Annotated in this window: 16 protein-coding genes; 7 read left to right on the forward strand and 9 right to left on the reverse strand. The window is 60.9% G+C overall.

The window, feature by feature from the left end; genetic code table 11:
• Nucleotides 1-7: 7 nt before the first annotated feature.
• A complete protein-coding gene (locus tag B0919_RS19980) occupies nt 8-775 on the forward strand; it encodes a hypothetical protein (protein ID WP_078014054.1) in 768 nt (255 codons plus the stop codon).
• A gap of 14 nt (nt 776-789) precedes the next feature.
• Here B0919_RS19980 and B0919_RS19985 read toward each other — a convergent pair whose 3' ends face one another.
• A complete protein-coding gene (locus B0919_RS19985; RefSeq protein ID WP_078014055.1) occupies nt 790-1,236 on the reverse strand; it encodes a hypothetical protein in 447 nt (148 codons plus the stop codon).
• A 405-nt stretch (nt 1,237-1,641) separates the two neighbouring features.
• Here B0919_RS19985 and B0919_RS19990 point away from each other — a divergent pair, with 405 nt between their 5' ends.
• Nucleotides 1,642-2,589, forward strand: a complete 948-nt coding sequence (locus B0919_RS19990) for an NmrA family NAD(P)-binding protein (protein ID WP_078014056.1) — start codon at nt 1,642-1,644, stop codon at nt 2,587-2,589.
• A 70-nt stretch (nt 2,590-2,659) separates the two neighbouring features.
• Here the strand turns inward: B0919_RS19990 and B0919_RS19995 are convergent, their stop codons facing one another.
• Both B0919_RS19995 and B0919_RS20000 read right to left on the reverse strand, forming a co-directional pair.
• The gene (locus tag B0919_RS19995) at nt 2,660-2,851 is read right to left on the reverse strand and encodes a cold-shock protein (protein WP_078014057.1); all 192 of its coding nucleotides are present in this window, start codon (nt 2,849-2,851) and stop codon (nt 2,660-2,662) included.
• A gap of 368 nt (nt 2,852-3,219) precedes the next feature.
• Complete coding sequence (locus B0919_RS20000; protein WP_078014058.1) at nt 3,220-3,600, reverse strand: glyoxalase superfamily protein; 381 nt, start codon at nt 3,598-3,600, stop codon at nt 3,220-3,222.
• Between the two features lie 309 nt (nt 3,601-3,909).
• Here B0919_RS20000 and B0919_RS20005 point away from each other — a divergent pair, with 309 nt between their 5' ends.
• Nucleotides 3,910-4,482, forward strand: a complete 573-nt coding sequence (locus B0919_RS20005; protein ID WP_078014059.1) for a hypothetical protein — start codon at nt 3,910-3,912, stop codon at nt 4,480-4,482.
• 150 nt (nt 4,483-4,632) lie between these two features.
• On the opposite strand, the gene B0919_RS20010 is transcribed toward B0919_RS20005, so the two are convergent.
• Complete coding sequence (locus tag B0919_RS20010; RefSeq protein WP_078014060.1) at nt 4,633-4,824, reverse strand: cold-shock protein; 192 nt, start codon at nt 4,822-4,824, stop codon at nt 4,633-4,635.
• A gap of 529 nt (nt 4,825-5,353) precedes the next feature.
• Between B0919_RS20010 and B0919_RS20015 the strand changes: the two genes are divergently transcribed.
• The 3 genes from B0919_RS20015 (at nt 5,354) to B0919_RS20025 (ending at nt 7,832) form a co-directional block, all read left to right on the forward strand.
• Nucleotides 5,354-6,184, forward strand: a complete 831-nt coding sequence (locus B0919_RS20015) for an ion transporter (RefSeq protein ID WP_078014061.1) — start codon at nt 5,354-5,356, stop codon at nt 6,182-6,184.
• A 204-nt stretch (nt 6,185-6,388) separates the two neighbouring features.
• Nucleotides 6,389-7,396, forward strand: a complete 1,008-nt coding sequence (locus B0919_RS20020; protein WP_139362274.1) for a hypothetical protein — start codon at nt 6,389-6,391, stop codon at nt 7,394-7,396.
• Nucleotides 7,397-7,559: 163 nt separating this feature from the next.
• Nucleotides 7,560-7,832, forward strand: a complete 273-nt coding sequence (locus B0919_RS20025; RefSeq protein ID WP_078014063.1) for a PAAR domain-containing protein — start codon at nt 7,560-7,562, stop codon at nt 7,830-7,832.
• Here the strand turns inward: B0919_RS20025 and B0919_RS20030 are convergent.
• A complete protein-coding gene (locus B0919_RS20030) occupies nt 7,829-10,813 on the reverse strand; it encodes a Tn3 family transposase (protein WP_078014064.1) in 2,985 nt (994 codons plus the stop codon). The genes B0919_RS20025 and B0919_RS20030 overlap by 4 nt on opposite strands.
• A gap of 109 nt (nt 10,814-10,922) precedes the next feature.
• Between B0919_RS20030 and B0919_RS20035 the strand changes: the two genes are divergently transcribed.
• Nucleotides 10,923-11,552, forward strand: coding sequence for a recombinase family protein (locus B0919_RS20035; RefSeq protein WP_078014065.1), 630 nt, complete (start codon nt 10,923-10,925; stop codon nt 11,550-11,552).
• Between the two features lie 135 nt (nt 11,553-11,687).
• Here the strand turns inward: B0919_RS20035 and B0919_RS20040 are convergent, their stop codons facing one another.
• The 4 genes from B0919_RS20040 to B0919_RS24890 are packed head-to-tail and all read right to left on the reverse strand — an operon-like array spanning nt 11,688 to nt 13,864.
• Nucleotides 11,688-12,176, reverse strand: a complete 489-nt coding sequence (locus B0919_RS20040; RefSeq protein WP_078014066.1) for a hypothetical protein — start codon at nt 12,174-12,176, stop codon at nt 11,688-11,690.
• Complete coding sequence (locus tag B0919_RS20045) at nt 12,173-13,105, reverse strand: hypothetical protein (RefSeq protein ID WP_139362275.1); 933 nt, start codon at nt 13,103-13,105, stop codon at nt 12,173-12,175. The genes B0919_RS20040 and B0919_RS20045 overlap by 4 nt, the downstream gene beginning before the upstream one ends.
• 5 nt (nt 13,106-13,110) lie before the next feature.
• A complete protein-coding gene (locus B0919_RS24885) occupies nt 13,111-13,593 on the reverse strand; it encodes a hypothetical protein (protein ID WP_139362276.1) in 483 nt (160 codons plus the stop codon).
• On the reverse strand, nt 13,586-13,864 hold the full coding sequence (locus tag B0919_RS24890; protein WP_139362277.1) for a hypothetical protein: 279 nt from the start codon (nt 13,862-13,864) through the stop codon (nt 13,586-13,588). The genes B0919_RS24885 and B0919_RS24890 overlap by 8 nt, the downstream gene beginning before the upstream one ends.
• Between the last annotated feature and the right edge of the window lie 309 nt (nt 13,865-14,173).

Consider the following 14,173-nt stretch of genomic DNA (forward strand, 5'->3'; position numbering starts at 1 on the left):
CCATCCTATGCGCAATTTTCTAGGTCCGCTGGCTTCGGTTACGCTGCTGGTTCTGCTCATTTTCGGCGGGCTGCGGCTGCTGCACCTGTCCACCGGCACGCTCATCGACTGGGTGGTGGGCATCGGTATTTTCTGGTGGCTGGCGGCCATCGTGGTGCTCCCCTGGAACACGCATTTCGCGGCCAAGGACGTGCTGGAGGAGGTGCGTCTCTCGCACGCCAAGGGCATTGCCGTCGACCCGGCCACCGAGGCGTTTGCCGGCCGGCTGGCGCGGCGCTTCTGGTGGCTGGCGGTGGGCCTGCACGTGGTATCGGCCGTGGCGCTCTATCTGCTGGCCTATTACCAGCTGACGCCCGTGGGCTATGCCGCCGCGGCCGCGGCGCTGCTGCTCACCTTCGCCCGCCCGGCCCAGCGCGCCTACGAGCACCTGAGCCGCCGGCTGCAGACCCTACAGCACCAGGTGCACTACCCGCGCGAAGATGTGGTGGAGTTGCGTGACCGGGTACTGACGCTGGAAACGCAGCTCAAGCACGTCAGCACGTCCCTCGATGTGAACGAGCCCGAGTCCTGGGCCCACGGGCAGCAGCAAACCCTGGCCGGCCTTCGCCTGCTCATCGACCGCCTCGACGCGCGCCTGGAAGAGCTGGCCCGCCACAACAGCCGGGAGCACGAAGCCCTGGCCCGCCAAAGCGCCACCGATATTGCCCGGCTCTCCGAAGACGCGCAGTTTCTGAATCAGGTCCGCGAGCTGATTCGCTTTGTGAAGGGCGCCTGAGCCTCTAGGCAGCACTAGGGCACCAGCGCCCAGTTGAAGCCGATGCCGTTCTGGCTATCGGCCTCCAGTTTCGGCTGCGGAAAGGGCTGCGGCGTGCCATCGGCCGCCACCACAACCAGACTCTTGTAGGGCACGAACACGTAAATTCGGTCGCCGGGCTGCACCAGCTTCATCCAGGCACTCAGGTCTACGTCCGGCCCGTTGGCGTGTATGCTGGGCACGAGGGGGCGCCGACCGCGTACCAGGGTCAGCTCGGCATCGGTAAACCGGTAGGAGGAGCTGCGCGGGCACTCCGGCGCCGGGTCCACCTGCAAGGTCACCTTGGGTGCCAACGGGGCCCCGCTACGGGGCACTTCCTGGTTGTTGCGCAGCACTTTCACCACTGGAAGGGCACAGCCCGTTTGGCCGGCGACGGGCCTGACTACGGCCAGCAAGGCCACCGCGAATAATGACTTCAGCATGGGAATAACAGGTTACTTGGCTTACAAGCTATTAGCAACGCGCCTCTCTCATTATTAGCGCCTTACCATCTACATATTTTAATTCTTTAATCTATCAGTTGTATTCAATGCGTGTTTGGATTTCGTCAAAACCGCTTGAGCCCGCCGAAGCATGACCAGAAATGCTGGCTCCCCAACAGGCCTTTATGCCATAGTGCCTCCGCCAAAGCTGTAATGGTCAATCAACGCATCGACCAGCGCCAGTCATAACCTAAGCACAATAGCGCCAAACAGCGCGCTGCTTTCGGCGTGCCGGGGCCGCGGAAGGAGCCGCCCAATAACTTCCAAGCCAGGATACGGGTATTAGCAGTTCCGCCGCCGGCTGCAAGCCCGGCTTATCTGCACGCTCTTACCTCTGCCCTTTTCATGGCCGCTACTGCCGAAAACAACCAATACCCATCCACCTCGCCGGAGGCTCCACTCGTGGTGCTGGCCGGCGCCACCGGACAGCTCGGCCTGCTCATCGCCCACCACCTGCGCCAGCGCGGGGCCCGGGTGCGCGCCCTGATCCGGCTCGGCAGCCGCGCCTCCGCCGAAGCCGAATCCTTGCGGCTGCAGGGCGTGGAACTGGCCGAGGTCGACTACGACTTCGTCACCAGCCTTACTCAGGCCTGCCGGGGAGCCAGTTGCGTGGTATCGGCCCTGTCGGGCCTGCGCGAAGTCATCGTGGAGGCCCAAACGCGGCTGCTGCAGGGAGCCGTAGCGGCTGAAGTGCCGCGCTTCATTCCGTCCGACTTCTCCGCCGACTTCACGAAGCTGCTCGCCGGCTCCAACCGCAACTTCGACCTGCGCCGCGAGTTTCAACGCCGCATGGACCGCGCGCCCATTCAGGCCACGTCCATCCTCAACGGCATGTTCATGGACCTGCTCAAGGGGCAGGCCCCGCTGATTCAGCCTGGCCCGGGTTTGCTCATCTACTGGGGCGACGCCGACCAGCCGCTGGACTTCACGACCATGGTCGATACCGCCGCCTTCACCGCGGCCGCGGCCCTCGACCCCGACACGCCCCGCTACCTGCGCGTGGCCGGCGACGTGCTGAGCATCCGTGGGCTGCAGGGTGCGGCCAGCGCGGCCTTTGGCAAGAGCTTCCGGCCGCTGCGCGTCGGCGGCCTGGGCACCCTGGCCACCCTGATCAAGGTAACGCGCACGCTGGCTCCGGCCAAAGAAGAAATTTTCCCGCCCTGGCAGGGCATGCAATACCTGCACAACATGCTCAGCGGTCAGGCCAAGCTAGCCGAGCCGCTCGACAACGCCCGCTACCCGGATATTCGCTGGACCACGGTGCGGGAGTTGCTGGCCACCCACCACGGCTAACCGAACCTCATAGGCACAAAAAAACAGCGCACCGGGTAGGTGCGCTGCTTGCTGTTGAAGGGCTCGGCGATTAAGCGCGACGCACTTTCACGGCGTTCAGGCCTTTACGGCCCTGCTCTACTTCGAACTCCACTTTGTCGTTGTCGCGGATTTCGTCGATGAGGCCGGTAACGTGAACGAATACGTCCTGACCGGTGGTGCTGTCGTTGATGAAACCAAACCCTTTGGTCTCATTGAAGAATTTTACGGTTCCCGTTGCCATGATGCTTTAGGAAAAAGGTGAAAAAGAAGCAACTGACAACGGAACCCTACTGCGGTTCGGCAAGCGAATGAATGGTAGGTGACACGAGGCAACTTGCCTTAAACGAAGTAAACGTACGCCTTTTATTTGAACTTCCTACAAACTGGAAAACCAAAATTACTCAGCATCGAGTACGGCCGGCTAACGGAGGGCTGGCGGATTAAGTTCATTTGGTGCCCTTGCCACCCACAAATCCAGCTTATTTCACGGCTATGCGCCTTCTTTTCTTGGGGCTAATCCTTTAGCGAGCAGGCTCTATCCCGTTACCGTAAACCTCTCAAGGCATTCTAGTTGCTGACGATGGCGTAGCTTCTCTCCTAGCCCCACCGTCAGACCAGGTCGCTTCTCGTGGGGACTTCGGTAAATGTCAGCCGGTTGCCGAAGGGGTCCACCACTTCCATTTCCAGGGCCTGTGGGTTCCAGTCAGGCGCGTGCAGGCTGGGGCGGTTGTAGCGGTATTCCTGCTGCTGCAGGTGGCGGTGGTACTCCGCTAGCCCTGCCACATCGACGATGCGCACGCGGGCACCGGGGCAACAATCGCCGTGGTGCTCCGAAAGGTTGAGCACGACATTGTCCCGCGACACCTGCACGTACGCCGGCGCATTGGCCGGTTGATCAGCCCAGTCTACCGCGAAGCCCAGCCAGTCGACATAGAACTCCAGGGCTTTGGCGTAATCGAAGATGCGCAGGACGGGAACAACGGTGGGCATGACCAAGACGGAGTTAAGCAGCGGGCAAGTTAGGAGGCCGTTGATTCATTTGGTGTAGATACTCGCCGGGTGCAGCAGCACTGGTCTGGTGTTTTCGAGCTCCGGCCAGCAGTAATAAAAAGGGCCTTTTTAATAGCCCTGCATGAGCAACGAGCGTATAGCAACTAATTACACTTTGAAATACAAAGTTCTTTATTCTACTTTGCAGCACCTTAGCTCCAGAAGCTTGTAACTACACCTTCCTGCTCCTACCCAAAGGGTAATAACCACGCTTTCAACCACTTCCTTTCACTGCCAACCCGTACTACTATGACCCCGCGCGTCAAAAACCTCGTTCGTCTTGCGCTGGCCACGGCCCTTATTCTGCTGGTACCCGCAGTAGCCATGCAGTTCAGCCAGGAAGTCAACTGGACCGCTTTTGATTTCATATTTGCCGGCGCCATGATTTTCGGCACGGGGCTGGCTTACGAGCTGGTGGTGAATGGCAAAGGCAGCCTTGCCTACCGGCTGGGCGTGGGGGCGGCGCTGGCGGCAGCGTTTCTGCTGGTGATGGTAAACGGGGCCGTCGGCATCATCGGCAGCGAGCATAACCCCGTCAACCTGCTGTTTGCCACCGTGCTGCTCATTGTCATCGTTGGGGCCGCCATGGCGCGTCTGCGGCCGCTGGGTATGGCTCGCACGATGGTGGTGGCCGCCCTGGCGCAGCTCCTCGTCCCGGCAGTCGGGCTACTGATCTGGCACATGGATTTCACGGCCGATGTCCGCAAGGGCTTGGTAGCCAATTTGCTCTTCGTGGGGCTGTGGGCCGGCGCGGCCGTGCTGTTTCGCCGCGCCAATGGCAGCTCACCCGGCTCAAGCCCTATGGTTTCCCACGCCGCTTGACGGCCGGCCCTTGAAGCTGCTGCGGCAGTGCGTCCGCCCTGCACTGTCAGCCCTGATACTCTTATAGCCCAACTGCTGTGGCTGATACAAGGCCAACAAAAAAGCAGCCCACCGGATGGCGGGCTGCTTTTTTGTTGACGGCGGGAGGGCTTAGGCCCGGCGCACGTTGACGGCGTTCAGGCCCTTGCGGCCCTGCTCTACTTCGAACTGAACCGCGTCGTTGTCGCGAATTTCGTCGATGAGGCCGGTAACGTGGACGAATACGTCCTGGCCGGTGGTAGTGTCGTTGATGAAACCAAAGCCTTTGATTTCATTGAAGAATTTTACGGTTCCTGTTGACATGATGCTTTAGGAAAAGTGTGAAAAGAAAGCAACTGACAACGGAACGCTACGGTGATTCTGCAAGCGAATGATGGTAGGTGACACGAGGCAACTTGCCTGAAAAGAAATAGTAACCGGAAGCACGGCGACTGACAAGCCCGGTTGCGGGAGGGTGCGGCGACTGGCAGCGAGTTACAAGTGGGCTAACGGGCCTGGCCTATACTAAGTTCAAAGTCGACTTAAATAAAGTAAAATATACTTCCGGATGTATAGCATTTGCTACTTCTAACGCCCTTCTGCTAAGCAGAGTAAGGCCGCTCAAAAAAAGCGCATTTTTCGGCCACTCAGCCCAGCCCGCGCTGCTCCTTCACCCTTCCGCCATCGGCGTAGGTGATCTATCCCTATCGTAACATTGAGTTGCTTGCGCAGGATGATGACAGGGTCGGGCAGCACCGGTGCCCCATGCCGCCGGGTGAGCCGCCGGACACCTCGGCCGGGCGGTTTGCGTAAGCACAGCGTACCGATTTGCCGCCCTGTACCGCGCCCGACCATGAATAACCGTCCCCGCGAAACCGCTCCGCGTTGGAAACAAGCCGCTTTCCGCGTCATCTTTGAATCGGACACGCGGGCGGGGCAGGCCTTCGACATAGCGCTGCTGGTGGCTATTGCGCTGAGCGTGCTGACCGTGATGCTGGAGAGCGTGCACCGCATTGCCGTGTCCTACGGGGCAGCTCTGCGCGTGGTGGAGTGGGTGTTTACGGGGCTGTTTATCATCGAGTACCTGGCGCGGCTGCTGGTGGTGCGCCGGCCGCTGGCCTACGCTCTGAGCTGGCTGGGCATCATCGATTTTCTGGCCATCGTGCCCACGCTGGCGTCCTTGATACTAGCCGGCAGCCGCTACCTGCTGGTTATTCGCACGCTGCGGCTGCTGCGGGTGTTCCGCATCTTTAAGCTGGGGCAGTTCATCGGTGAGGGCGAGTTCATCCTGGGTGCTTTGCGCGCCAGCCGCTTCAAGATCTTGGTGTTTCTGAGCTCGGTCATCACGCTGGCCGTGGTGGTGGGCACGCTGATGTACGTGGTGGAAGGCGGGCAAAACGGCTTCACCAGCATCCCCAAAAGCATCTACTGGGCCATCGTGACGATGACCACGGTGGGGTACGGCGACATTTCGCCGGCCACGGTGCTGGGCCAGACGCTGGCTTCGGTGCTGATGATCATGGGCTACGCCATCATTGCCGTGCCCACCGGCATCGTATCGGCCCAGATGGTGCTGCCCACCGCCAGCCGACCCGCTTACAAGCAGGCCGTGTGCCACGTGTGCCAGGCCGCTGGCCACCGCGACGACGCGGAGTATTGCTGGCGCTGCGGCGAGAAATTGTAGCGGCCTGAACGAAAAGCCTGCCCCGGCTGCCCGGGCGCGGGCCCACCGCCTCACCCGGCCCCGATGCCGGCCCCCGCGTCCTTTATGCGGTCTGGTTTGCATATTGAACGCTGGTAACCCGCCGCTTGGCCGGCGAACCGAAATGGCATCCGCCCGATATGGCCCATTCGCTGCCGGCCGGCTTCTCCGCCTTGTCTCTTGATCATGCCCGAGCCCACCCCTGCCTTCCCCTCCGACCCGCTCTGCCTGCGCGTGCTGGTCGACGATGCCGACCTCGACGCCGCTTACCCGGTGCTGACGGCGGAAATTTACCAGGCCCTGCACCAGGACGGCCACACCCGACTGGAGCTGGCCGTGACTCTCGACGCGGCCGAACCCGCCGCCGTCCCGCTGCCGGGCACGGCGCTGCGCATCTGTGCCGGCTACGGCGCCGCCGACGCGGTGCTTTTCGACGGCACCGTGGCTACCTACGGGCTGCAAAGCGGCCCCGACCAGGACCTGCGCCTCGTGCTGACGGCTACCCAGCCCGCCGCTCCCGCGCCCGACGACGCCGAGCCGGTGCTTTCCCTGAGCTACGGCGACGCCCTGCTCGACTTCGCGGTGGAGCTGGACGCCCGGGCCGGCCTGCGGGGTGCGGTGCGCTTTCCGGGCAGCGCCCTGGCCCGGCCCGGCGTGTGGCTGGCGCTGAGCGGCCTGCCCCGGCATTTCAACGGCCCGGCCTATGTGACGGCCGCCACCCACACGCTGGCCGAGGGTGGCTGGCAGACCAGCGCCCAGCTGGCTCCGCTGCCCGAACCTGCCCCGCCGACGGCCCCTGTCCGGCAAGCCGGCCTAACCACGGCGGGCCGCTTTGCTCTGGCCCTCGACGACCAGCGCTGCCTTACGGTAAGCACGCCCGGCGGCCAGCAGCTCGTGCTCGATGACGACGCGCGCACCATCACCCTCGTCGACAGCAACGCCAACCGGGTGCTGCTCTCCCCCGACGGCATTCGGCTGGACAGCAGCGCTGACCTGCAACTGCACGCTCGCGGGCACCTGGAGTTGCGGGCGGCCTCCTGCACTCTGGCCGCCGATAGCGGCGACCTGCAGCTGCAGGGCCTAAACGTAGCTGCCGCCGCCCAAATGCAGCTGAGCCTTAGCGGGGCTATAGCCGCCAGCCTATCGGCCACCGGCCAGACCACCGTCAAGGGCGCCCTGGTAACGATTAATTAAGGTCTGCCAGTAGCTGAACGCACGTTCTGACGCCTCTCAGACGCCATGCCGAGCGGTTGCAGTACACCTCTCCGAGGGCCTGCCGCACGATGTAGCGCCGCAAGGTTGCGGCGCTACATCATCCTGACAGCCGCCCCTTCCCACTCAAAAACCTCTTTCGCCAATGCCACCTGCCGCCCGCCTCACGGACATGCATACCTGCCCCATGCAGACGCCCGCTTTCCCTGCCTCCATTCCGCACTTCGGCGGCCCTATTTTGGGGCCGGGCTGTCCCACGGTGCTGATCGGCGGCCTGCCCGCCGCCCGCCTGGGCGACCAGGCCACGTGCGTCGGCCCACCCGATAGCATCATCAACGGCTCGGCCACGGTGCTGATCGGCGGGATGCCAGCCGCCCGCATGGGGTTCTTCTTCCAAACGGGCGGATTTACACGCTAAGCCATCGGGTCGTTGGGATGGCGGAGCGGGCGGCGGTGCAACGGGTCGAGGTGGGCCGGGTTGGCAAAGGAGTATTTACCGAGCCGGTTGATGTGCTCGTAGCGGCTGGGCGATAAGTATTCGAAGTGCGCTTCCTCGACCGGGTACCCTTCGGCGCGCAGCTGCTGGAGGACCTCCTGCATGTAGACCGTGTTCCAGAGCAGCACGCAGTTGGTGAGCAGCGTCAGGCAGCGCGCCGCTTCGGCTTGGGCCTCCTGCTGCTTGCGCCGGATGACGCCCTCGCTGCCAAACCAGAGCCAGGCGCGCAGCGCGTGCAGCTCTTCGCCCTTGTTGAGCTGGGCATGGATGCGCTGGCGTAGGGGCTGGCTTTGTAAATAGCGCAGAATGAATCGGGTCTTGACGAGCTGGCCGTAGGCCTGCAGCACGTAGGTCAGGTGGTTTTGCCGGGGGTAGGCCTGGAGCTTGCCGATGAAGAGCGACGCCGTGACGCGTCCGGATTTGATGGAGCCGGCCAGGCGCAGCAGCTCGTCCCAGTGCCGGCGGATGTAGTCCGGGTTGAGCGTGCCCGTGAACTTGAGGCCGGGATAGACCCAGTCCTGGCCCCGGATTTTGTAGAGCCGCTGGTCGGCCAGGTCGCGCATGCGGGGGCAGAAAAACAGGCCCAGCAGGTCAAACAGGGCGAAAATGAGGTCCGAGTAACCGGCCGTGTCAGTCGTGTGCTCGGCAATGGCCAGGTCGGTTTCGTTGTCGACGATTTCGTCCAGCACCACCGTGGCATCGCGCAGCGTGGCCGGCACCACCTTGCTGCCGTACTGGGCGTACTGGTCCGAGGAATGGGTTTGCATCGTTACGCCCCGCCCGGTGCCGAAGTACGTGGGCAGGGCGCGGGCGTTGCGCACCTTGCCGCTGACGGCGAAGCGCTGGCCATCCGACGAGGAGAAGGTGCCGTCGCCCCAGTAGGCGGCCAGCCACTGGCGGTGGTGCTCGTTGACCAGCAGGGTATTGGCCGCTTTCAGCGTGTCTTCGCGCAGGTAGTTGGTGGCCGTCCACCACAGCGACTGGTACGGCAGCGCGGCGCTGCGGGCCATGTCCGCGAGGGGAATGTTGCAGCCCGTGGCCAGCAGCGTCGCCAGCAGCCGCGTGTCGTGCTCGTCGCCGCGCGGGGCGTGTTCCAGCCCGGGCAGGTGCGCCGTAAAGCCCAGCCACGCGTTGACTTCGACCAGGATGTCGGTCAAGTCCACGGCCGGCAGGCGGCGGCCGATTTCCTGCTGCAGGGCCTGGGCCCCGGCGGGCACCTCTTCGGCGGCCGGCCGCGTCACCACCAGCTCGCCATCTTCTAAGCGCACATCGCCGCCGGCATCGAGGAGCGTTTGCATCGGTCCCAGCAAGTCGGCCAGCTCCTGCAGGCGCTCGGCGAGTCGGTCCGTGGTCACGGGCGGCAAGCCCAATTGGGCGCACAGCTCGGGGCGGGCCTGCTCCCACTCCGCGGGTGGGATGAGGTAGCTGCTCAAGTCGGCGTAGCGGTGCGATGGGGCCACGTACACGTCGCCCGAGCGCAGCCGCTCGCGCAGCGTGGCCAGCACGGCCAACTCGTAGGCCGGCCGCTGCTGCTCGGCGCTCAGCTGGTCCCCGAGCACGAACTTGCGCCAGGTCGGTTTCAGGAAGCCGGTTGGGGCCTGCTCGGGCAACTTACGGCGCCGGCCCGCCTGCAACTCGTTGACCAGTTGCAAAGCATCCCCAAAGTCGTCGCCCCCAAAGCCCTGCCGAAACCCTAGCTGGTCCAGCAGCCGGGGCGTAAACTGCTTGAAGAGCGGGTAGCGCTTGGCCAGGAAACTCAGGTGCGAGTGACGGGTCGGGTAGAGCATCGTTTGCACCGCTTCCCAGGCCAGCACCAACTCCTCCCGCGGCACTTGGGCGTAGATGCTGGGCCGCACCTGCCCGGCCGGGGTCTGGTCTTCGTCGAGCACGATTTTCACGGCTTGGGCCAGCGTGCGCAGGGCCGTGTCCTTGGCCGCCACCACCTGCTGCTGGTACTGGTCGTGGGCGCGGCGGGCTTTGGCCAGGCTCTGTTCCCAAATGGCATCCAACATCCCGAGTACCTCGTCGGTCAGCGTCAGGTAGCTCTCGCGCAGAAAGGCGACGAGCACGGGGTAGCGTTTGGCGGCCGGCAAGCGCTCCAGGTGCCGGTTCGAGCGGCTGCGGGCCAGCAAGGCCAGGCGTTTTTGCCGGTTCGGATGCAGCCCGCTCACGTCCCAGCCCGCCACCCCCAGGCCATCGAGGTAGCGCAGTTTGTCCAAGGCCGTGGCGATGGCCGCCGGATTGCTGGCCGTGGCCGGCTGCACCAGCCAGCGGTGCCGCGTCAGGTGACGCCCCGCTTCGGGCAGCAGCAGGGCATCCAGCTGCTGACGCACCTCCGCCGTGAGCAGGGACGCCAAGCGACGGTACGTTTCCTGGGTGGCCAACTCGCTGATGCCCCCGACCAGGCGTTCCAGCGTGCCGATGGCCGGCCGCACGATGCGGGCCTGGTGCAGCTTCAGGCACGTCATGGCCAACAGCGCCCGTTCGCCGTCGTGCTCCAGGGCGCGCTCCACCAGCCACGGCTCCAGCCAGGCGGCATCCAACGGCTCCCACTTTCGATACCCTAGGTGCAGCAGCACGGCGCTGAAATGGTCGCTGCGGGTTTGTTGCCGCGCCCCGTAGTCAGCGAGGAGCACGGCGTCCGTCGTCAGCTGGGCGGCCACAAAGGCCACAGCTTCGGGCGGCAGCTGGCGCGCCCAGCCCTCGGGCAGAAAGCCCATCAGCCGCAACACGCCCAGTTGCACGGCCAGGCCCAGCCGGTTGGCCGCACCGCGGAATGGGAGCAGAAACGTGCGGTCCGCTTCGGTCAAGTGGAAGTGCTGGCGGATGTCGGCTTCGAGCAGCGTGGCGGGCACGGTCTGGTAGCGCAGGCGCTCCGGGGCCGTGAGAAAATCCTGCGGCATGGGTTATCAAAAAGGGTCGGCAAAACCACCCGCGTTTTTCGGGGCGGGAAGGCCGATTTTACGCCTCGAAAAGTAGCTTTGCAAAGGAGTTCCTTTTCGATAGCCCAGAATGCCTCTTTCCCCGACCACCCTACCCAAGCGCGTGGCCCTCTACGCCCGCGTCTCCACGCTCGACAAAGGCCAGGACCCGGAGACGCAGCTGCAGCCGCTGCGCGAGTATGCCCAGCGGAGGGGCTTCGTCGTAACGGCCGAATACGTGGACCAGGCCTCGGGCACCAGCGAGGAGCGGACCCAGTACAAGCGCATGATGGCGGCGGCCAAGAAACGGCAGCTCGACGCGGTGCTGGTCTGGCGCTACGACCGATTCGCCCGCTCCACCCAGGCCTTGGTCAACGCCCTGAAGGAGTTCCAGAGCCTGGGCGTGGACTTCATCTCCTACCAGGAAAACATCGACACGACCACGCCCATGGGCGAGTTGGTGTTCCACGTCATGGCCTCGCTGGCCCAGTTCGAGAGTGCGCTCATCAGCCAGCGTGTGCGCGCCGGCATGGCCCGGGCCAAAGCCCAGGGCAAGCGCATCTCTCGGCCCACGCTGCCGCTGCGCCAGCAGCAGGAAATCACCCGCTTGCATGCGCAAGGCCTGTCCATGAACCAGATCAGCAAGCAGGCCGCTATTGCCTACGGCACCGTGTACAAATACGTGCAGCTACTCAAGGCTGAAGAACCAACCAAGCTATGATGCATTCAGCAGGAGCGCCTTGCGAAGGTCCTCGATCAATACGGAGCCAGAGTGAATAATTGGTTTGTCCAAGGCAGAAATAAGGGTGGGCAACCTTCTGGCGCAACCCGGTTCAGCAGCAATCGCGCACTCGCCTTATCGGTGTTCCGCGTTGTACTGATCTTCTAAGAATTTACTGATAACCTTCAAATAACGGATACTGAGTTGGGTTGGTATTTTGGACTTCTCTAGAAACAACAGGTATTCGCGCAGGACATTGTCGATATAGGTCTCCTCGAAGAGGGTAGTCACGCCATTGTACACAATGAAAAAACGGCGCTTTGCGTGCGGACTGCTGAGTTTATACGAATAAATGCCATCGTGAAACTTGTAATCGTCACGCTGTTCTAGGTTGAATACATAAATGGGGAAGGCATTCTGAGGCAGTTTTTCTTGCCTCTTAATTGCCTGATTTATTTTCGTTAATACATCATCCGGCACATCTACCTGTTGAAAAGGGTTTTTGGTAGCCAGGTTGGGTTTTGGGGTGGCTGTATTGGCCGGAGCCGTCTTTTGCTGTTGACCACATGCCGAAGCAGACAAGCCCAACAGGAGCAGGAGAGGGGATAAAAATTTAGTACTCATGGGAGTAAAATCTTGGACCATTCAATGGCATTGCGCTCTACTTGCTCAGGCTTCTGCTCACGCTGCTCTGTTAGGCGCTCTTCTCCTCGTTGCTCTGACTGCAGATCCGCATTGATTTCCTTTTTATCGGTCGCGTGCACAATTTCGTGTGACACCACAGCACCTATGGCTTCGTCCAACGTGAGGCCTTCGTGCTCGGAACCCGAATTTGGCCGCACGTTCCCTTTCAAGGTGCCTTCGAATACCGTAATGCTAGCTTCTTTGATGCCCAACGTGCCATCGGCGTTCTGAACCTTGCCGTAATTATCCTCTTTGTTGTAATTGCCCTGGACTGTTTCAGCGGCTACGCGGTGGACGCCATCCTTATCCGTGTAGACCCGCGCCTCTTGGGAGATTCCTAAATGCACTTTTATGTCACTCCCGTCGAGCTTGTGTAGTTGGCTACGTCCCTCCGGGTTTCGGGTTAGTGCGTTGGCAATACGCCGCACGTCGGCCGTGGCGTTTTTGGAAAACGACAAGGTGCCGTTCTTGTTATAGGTTACCTGAACGTGGTTTCCCTTGGCGTCGACAATTTCCCGTCCGTCTGGATCAATATACCTAATAGGATTATTGATGCCGTACGCGTAGGGCGTGATGAAGGCGTACTTGTGTGCCAGCGGGTCGACGGCAAGCCAGCGGCTGGTGACTTCGGAGGGGGCGCGGTCCGCCAGCGAGTCGGCCGGCAGCAGGTAGGCGATGCGCTTGAGGCGGGTGTTGTAGACCACCGAGCCAATACGGCGCAGGCTGTCGTTGGGGTAGAACTCCGGATAACGCCCGTTGCTCAACGTGAGCACCTTGACCTGCACGCCGAAGCGCTCGAACGGCTGCTGCGCTTGCGTCGACAAGGGCAATAATCCCAGCTTCAGAAGAAGTAGGTAGCGGTGTTGCATGAACGCTATCTAAACACTTGTGACTGTTGAATGAAATACTTATTAACCAGACTGATTTCGCTGCCAGACATACCAGGTATATTCTGTGTTATTGCTGCCACGCGTTGTTTGATGTAAACAGAGTCATTTCTAAGTTCTTTAATATTTATATTCAAGATATATGCCTTTCCCATTGTCGATAAAAACCATAATGGGCTTATATGGCTTGTTACAGGCAAACTGGTCTTAATGATTCTGTATTCATCGTTCAAAGTGTGAACTCTTATACAGATAGTCTCATCCGAAAATGGAGTGTTTAAGTAAATACGAGCATTGTGCTTTATTAAGCGCAATTCTTGTGTGGTTAAATTAGCTTCTTGTAACTTTAAACAAGTTGTCGCTTTACTTCTGTCTACTTTTCCTATATAATTTTTCTCGCTGGTCCTGCAGCCATAGCTAGCAATGCTAAAGCAAACAATCAAGCATATTTTTGACCAAGCGTTATTCATTGCCAGCCGTTTTTTGTTTGTAATCCTTTCTGGCAGCATCGTATGCTCTATCCGCATTTTCTTCTCGATTAACATACTTTTTGCCTTCAAGCTCATCATCAGAACAACCCTGGCAGTTCTGCTCAGTAGCTTTATTTACTACTACATCGTCTAATACATGAGTACCCTCATGTGAACCAACTGCGTTGATATATTCTTCAAGACTTGCATTAGTATAATCGTGGCTATCTGTAGCCTTTGGTTTATTTTTTTGTGCTTGATATGTACCCATAAATATGGTTATATCTGCAGATTCGTATACATCTTTCCCGGTCTTTCTATCCACTATAGTTTTTGCATTGCCGTCCCGATCAATTGTAGGTTTGGTTACGCCTTCATACTCGCCGCCTCTTCCTATTGCAGTGCCTCTTCTATTAACGATATTTATGCCTACCTTGGTGTCAGTTTCAACTAAGAGCGTGTTTGGGAATTCAAGGCAGTCTATTGAGGCAGAGCGTGACGTTTGCCCAGAGAATCCAGGCGGCGTGGCTTTCCGGGGTGTACTCGTAGTCCATCACCACGCGCCGAAAGAAGTTGAGCC

Origin of the sequence: Hymenobacter sp. CRA2, assembly GCF_002007105.1 — a bacterium.
GTDB lineage: Bacteria > Bacteroidota > Bacteroidia > Cytophagales > Hymenobacteraceae > Solirubrum.

Bases quoted from the DNA above. Each gene is read 5' to 3' on its own strand.
- B0919_RS20005 (WP_078014059.1), top strand. From the start codon at position 3,910: ATGACCCCGCGCGTCAAAAACCTCGTTCGTCTTGCGCTGGCCACGGCC.
- B0919_RS24890 (WP_139362277.1), bottom strand. From the start codon at position 13,864: ATGGGTACATATCAAGCACAAAAAAATAAACCAAAGGCTACAGATAGC.
- B0919_RS20035 (WP_078014065.1), top strand. From the start codon at position 10,923: ATGCCTCTTTCCCCGACCACCCTACCCAAGCGCGTGGCCCTCTACGCC.
- B0919_RS19985 (WP_078014055.1), bottom strand. From the start codon at position 1,236: ATGCTGAAGTCATTATTCGCGGTGGCCTTGCTGGCCGTAGTCAGGCCC.
- B0919_RS19980 (WP_078014054.1), top strand. From the start codon at position 8: ATGCGCAATTTTCTAGGTCCGCTGGCTTCGGTTACGCTGCTGGTTCTG.
- B0919_RS20020 (WP_139362274.1), top strand. From the start codon at position 6,389: ATGCCCGAGCCCACCCCTGCCTTCCCCTCCGACCCGCTCTGCCTGCGC.
- B0919_RS24885 (WP_139362276.1), bottom strand. From the start codon at position 13,593: ATGAATAACGCTTGGTCAAAAATATGCTTGATTGTTTGCTTTAGCATT.
- B0919_RS20010 (WP_078014060.1), bottom strand. From the start codon at position 4,824: ATGTCAACAGGAACCGTAAAATTCTTCAATGAAATCAAAGGCTTTGGT.
- B0919_RS20000 (WP_078014058.1), bottom strand. From the start codon at position 3,600: ATGCCCACCGTTGTTCCCGTCCTGCGCATCTTCGATTACGCCAAAGCC.
- B0919_RS20030 (WP_078014064.1), bottom strand. From the start codon at position 10,813: ATGCCGCAGGATTTTCTCACGGCCCCGGAGCGCCTGCGCTACCAGACC.
- B0919_RS20040 (WP_078014066.1), bottom strand. From the start codon at position 12,176: ATGAGTACTAAATTTTTATCCCCTCTCCTGCTCCTGTTGGGCTTGTCT.
- B0919_RS20025 (WP_078014063.1), top strand. From the start codon at position 7,560: ATGCCACCTGCCGCCCGCCTCACGGACATGCATACCTGCCCCATGCAG.
- B0919_RS19990 (WP_078014056.1), top strand. From the start codon at position 1,642: ATGGCCGCTACTGCCGAAAACAACCAATACCCATCCACCTCGCCGGAG.
- B0919_RS20045 (WP_139362275.1), bottom strand. From the start codon at position 13,105: ATGCAACACCGCTACCTACTTCTTCTGAAGCTGGGATTATTGCCCTTG.
- B0919_RS20015 (WP_078014061.1), top strand. From the start codon at position 5,354: ATGAATAACCGTCCCCGCGAAACCGCTCCGCGTTGGAAACAAGCCGCT.
- B0919_RS19995 (WP_078014057.1), bottom strand. From the start codon at position 2,851: ATGGCAACGGGAACCGTAAAATTCTTCAATGAGACCAAAGGGTTTGGT.